General features: G+C 63.8%; 5 protein-coding genes. All 5 read left to right on the top strand.

All coding sequences use genetic code 11. From position 1 onward, the window contains the following. The coding region (lnt, locus tag H928_RS33890; RefSeq protein ID WP_239645069.1) for an apolipoprotein N-acyltransferase at nt 1-966 on the top strand (966 nt) is incomplete at its 5' end. Between the two features lie 295 nt (nt 967-1,261). Further along, nucleotides 1,262-1,792 carry a bifunctional 3-hydroxydecanoyl-ACP dehydratase/trans-2-decenoyl-ACP isomerase gene (gene fabA, locus H928_RS0123950; protein WP_204366340.1) on the top strand — a complete coding sequence of 177 codons (531 nt, stop codon included), beginning with the start codon at nt 1,262-1,264 and terminating at the stop codon, nt 1,790-1,792. After that, a complete protein-coding gene (gene fabB, locus H928_RS0123955) occupies nt 1,789-3,009 on the top strand; it encodes a beta-ketoacyl-ACP synthase I (RefSeq protein ID WP_021028769.1) in 1,221 nt (406 codons plus the stop codon). The genes fabA and fabB overlap by 4 nt, the downstream gene beginning before the upstream one ends. A gap of 338 nt (nt 3,010-3,347) precedes the next feature. Next, a complete protein-coding gene (glyQ, locus tag H928_RS0123960) occupies nt 3,348-4,256 on the top strand; it encodes a glycine--tRNA ligase subunit alpha (RefSeq protein ID WP_027011341.1) in 909 nt (302 codons plus the stop codon). 21 nt (nt 4,257-4,277) lie between these two features. Continuing rightward, on the top strand, nt 4,278-4,523 hold a 246-nt coding region (locus H928_RS33895; protein ID WP_239645070.1), incomplete at its 3' end, for a metal-dependent hydrolase.

The following is a 4,523-nucleotide window of genomic DNA, read 5'->3' on the forward strand; positions in this document are numbered from 1 at the left end:
CATGTGGCGCGTTGGCCGGGCTATGTTGCGCTGCTGGCGGTGGCAGGGGTGCTCTGGCTGGCCCAGCGCCTGCCCCAGGCTTCGGTGGTGGCGGCGCCCAACAAGCCCGTATCGGTGGAGTTGCTGCAAGGCAATATCTCGCAGGGTGAGAAGTTCCAGGCCAGCTCGGGCATCCCGATGGCGCTGGCCTGGTATTCCCAGCAGTTGCAGCAAAGCCAGGCGGACATGGTGATTGCGCCCGAGACCGCCATCCCCGTTCTGCTGCAGCAGACCCCGCATGGCTACTGGCAAGAGCTGCAGCAGCGCTTTGCCAGCGGCCAGCAGGCGGCGCTGGTCGGCGTGCCGCTGGGCGATTTTGAGCAGGGCTATACCAACTCGATGGTGGGCCTGGTGCCCGGCAGTGCCGAGGCTTACCGCTACGACAAGCACCACCTGGTGCCGTTTGGCGAGTTCATCCCGCCAATGTTCCGCTGGTTCACCGATTTGATGCAGATTCCTCTGGGCGATTTCAACCGGGGCGGCATGAACCAGCCCTCGCTCGCCTGGGCGGGGGAGCGCTGGGCGCCCAATATCTGCTACGAGGATTTGTTTGGCGAAGAGCTGGCCAGCCGCTTTGTGGACAGCGCGCAATCGCCGACGATCATGGTCAATGCCAGCAATATCGCCTGGTTTGGCGATTCGATTGCGATCGACCAGCATTTGCAGATCAGCCGCATGCGCACCCTGGAGCTGGCGCGGCCCATGCTGCGTGCCACCAATACCGGCGCCACGGCGGTGATCGACCGGGCTGGCGTGGTGCAGCAGATCCTGCCGCACCAAAGCCGCGCGGTGCTGCAAGCGCAGGTGCAGGGCGTGGATGCGGGTCCGACCTGGTTTGCCCAGTGGGCCGGTCGCTGGGGACTTTGGCCGCTGTGGGGCCTGGGTGTGCTGGTGCTGCTGGCGGCCTGGCTGGGCCGGCGGCGCTGAGCACCGGGCGCTCAGCCGGCGCTGCAGATGCCGTCTTAAGCGGGTAAATTACCGGCAGATGACGGCGTCTGCCCCCGGTGGGCCGTATAGCGGCAGCTGGAAGACCCCCGCCATTGGCAAATGTAATTGCTGTTAAAAAACGCAGATAGCCCGGGTTTGGGGCACAAAGCACAGCGCACTCCACGGCTTTGTCTCGCACGTTCGGGCCCAGAAGCGGGATAATGTGTACCTGCAGGTAATGGTGCCTGGGCACCATCAGAGAAATGCGGCGGAGTGACCGCCACCAGAAGTTGGACTGACAATGGCTGAATCTTTTTCCTATGAACAACTGATCGCCTCCGGTGAGGGCAAGTTGTTTACCCCTGAAAGTGGCCGTTTGCCACTGCCGCCGATGCTGATGTTCGATCGCATCACCGAGATCAGCGAAAACGGTGGCTCGCACGGGCTGGGAAAGATTGTCGCCGAGCTGGACGTCAACCCCGAGCTGTGGTTCTTCAAGTGCCACTTCCAGGGTGATCCGGTGATGCCCGGCTGCCTGGGCCTGGACGCCATGTGGCAACTGATCGGTTTTTACCTGACCTGGCTGCGCCTGCCAGGCCGGGGCCGCGCCCTGGGTGCCGGTGAGGTCAAGTTCACCGGCGAAGTCGGTCCCGACGTGAAGCTGGTAACCTACGAAATCGACATCAAGCGCGTGATCAAGCGCAAACTGAACATGGCCATTGGCGATGCACGACTGCTCGCCGACGGCAAGGAAATCTATGTCGCCAACGACCTGCGTGTGGGGTTGTTCCTGCGCGAGGGCGACGGCAAGGAAAACGCAGCATGAAGCGTCGGGTGGTTATTACAGGGGCCGGCATCGTCTCCTGTATCGGTGTGGGGCTGGAAGCCGTGGAGACTTCGCTGCGCGAAGGCCGCTCCGGCATCGATCACATGCCGGTGTTCAAGGACATGGGCCTGCGCAGCCAGGTCGCTGGCATTCCGCGCATCAATGTCGAAGAGTTCATTGATCGCAAGCAATTGCGCTTCATGGGAGATGCTGCTGCCTACGCACAGATCTCGCTGCAGCAAGCGATTGCCCAGGCAGGCCTGTCACCCGAACAAATCAGCCACCCGCGTACCGGATTGATCATGGGCTCGGGCGGCGGCTCGCCGGCCAACCAGATCGAGGCGGCCGACACCCTGCGTGAAAAGGGCATTCGCCGCGTGGGGCCCTACCAGGTCACGCGCTGCATGGGTTCGACCGTCTCGGCCAACTTGGCGACCAATTTCAAGATCAAGGGCATCAACTACTCGATCACCTCGGCCTGCTCGACCTCGGCGCACTGCGTGGGCGCAGCCGCCCAGCAGATCTCCTGGGGCATGCAGGATGTGATGTTTGCCGGCGGCGGCGAAGAGCTGTCCTGGGGCCTGGCCATCCTGTTCGATGGCATGGGCGCGATGTCCAGCAAGTTCAACGACGACCCGACCAAGGCCTCGCGCCCCTATGACAGCGACCGCGATGGCTTTGTCATTGCCGGCGGCGGCGGTGCGCTGGTGCTCGAGAGCCTGGAGCATGCCCAGGCCCGTGGCGCCACCATCCTGGGCGAGATCGTCGGTTTCGGCATCTCGTCGGACGGCGAAGACATGGTCGCGCCTTCGGGCGAAGGCGCTATCGCCGCGATGGCCCAGGCCATCGAAGGCCTGGACGCACCGATCGACTACATCAACACCCATGGCACCTCCACCCCGGTGGGCGATGTGCCTGAGCTGCACGCGATCCGCAAGGTGTTTGGCGACCGCATTCCGCCGTTCTCGTCGACCAAGTCGCTGACCGGCCACTCGCAGGGCGCCACTGGCGTGCAGGAAGCGATCTACAGCCTCATCATGCTGATGAAGGGCTTTATCGCTGGCTCGGCCAATGTGGACCACCCCGATCCTGCGGTGGGCGATATGCCGCTGGTCACCAAGGCGCGTGTGGCGGAGTTGAAGCAGGTGCTGTCCAACAGCTTTGGCTTTGGCGGCACCAATGCCTGCCTGGTGCTCAAGCGCTGGGAAGCGGCCTGATCGCCACCACCGGCCATCCCCTCTGACAAAGCGCCTTCGGGCGCTTTTCTTTTGGCCCCGTCAGCGGGCCCGGTGTGCTATCAAAATGAGACCGCTGATGCAGCGCAGGCGCGGCGCCAACACCTGCCCGCCTTGCCAAGGGATGGCGCTTGGAGCCTCTGGCCCCTGATGCGCTCGGCTATCGCCACCCATGGCGCGGCTGAAAGCACTAAAATCAAATGTTTTTGACCGCTTTGCTGGTGCAGACAGGCAGCAAGGCATGCATGCAGTCCGATCTTGTCGCTGCGCGCCCCATTGCGGGCCGCCAGCAGCAGGCTGCGTCCACCACCAGACTCTCCATGTTGAATTTCCAACAAATCATTTTGAAGCTGCAGCAGTACTGGGCCGACCAGGGCTGCGCGCTATTGCAACCTTATGACATGGAGGTGGGTGCAGGTACCTCGCACACCGCCACCTTCCTGCGCGCCATCGGCCCTGAGCCCTGGAAAGCCGCCTACGTGCAGCCCAGCCGCCGCCCCAAGGATGGCCGCTATGGCGAGAACCCCAACCGGCTGCAGCACTACTACCAGTTCCAGGTGGTGCTCAAGCCCGCCCCTGCCAACATCCTCGACCTGTACCTGGGCTCGCTCGAAGCGCTGGGCTTTGACCTGAAGAAGAACGACATCCGCTTTGTCGAAGACGACTGGGAAAACCCGACCCTGGGCGCCTGGGGCCTGGGCTGGGAAGTCTGGCTCAATGGCATGGAAGTGACGCAGTTCACCTATTTCCAGCAAGTGGGTGGCATCGATTGCAAGCCCGCGACCGGCGAGATCACCTACGGTCTGGAGCGCCTGGCGATGTACCTGCAAGGCGTGGACAACGTCTACAACCTGCAGTGGACCGACGGCCTGACCTATGGCGATGTCTACCACCAAAACGAGGTCGAGCAGTCCACCTACAACTTCGAGCATTCCGATGCGGAGTTTCTGTTCCAGGCCTTTGGCGCCCATGAAAAGCAGGCCAAGCTGCTGATGGAGCAGCAGCTGGCCTTGCCCGCCTATGAGCAAGTGCTCAAGGCCGGCCACACCTTCAACCTGCTCGATGCGCGTGGCGCGATCAGCGTGACCGAGCGCGCAGCCTACATCGGCCGCATCCGCAACCTCGCGCGCGCCGTGGCACAAAGCTACTACGCCAGCCGCGAGCGCCTGGGCTTCCCGATGGCGCCGCGCGAGTGGGTCGCGCAGATCCCGCCCAAGGCTGCCGCCTAAACACGCCCCGCCGCGCTGCCCATGCCCACGATCTTCACGCATGTCGCCGTACCGGTTGCCGCAGCGCTGGCGCTGGGCAGCCGCCGCGTGCCGCCCAGCATGCTGCTGGTGGGCGCGCTGGCCGCGATTGCGCCGGATTTCGATGGCATTCCCTACCAGTTCGGCAGCGCCGGCAGTGGCATCTGGGCCCACCGTGGCATCACCCACACGGCCTTGTTTGCACTGCTGATGGGCCTGCTGGGCCTGTGGCTGGGGCGCTGGGGGGAA

This window comes from Comamonas sp. B-9 (assembly GCF_000410635.1).
In the GTDB taxonomy this organism is placed as follows: Bacteria; Pseudomonadota; Gammaproteobacteria; order Burkholderiales; family Burkholderiaceae_C; genus Comamonas.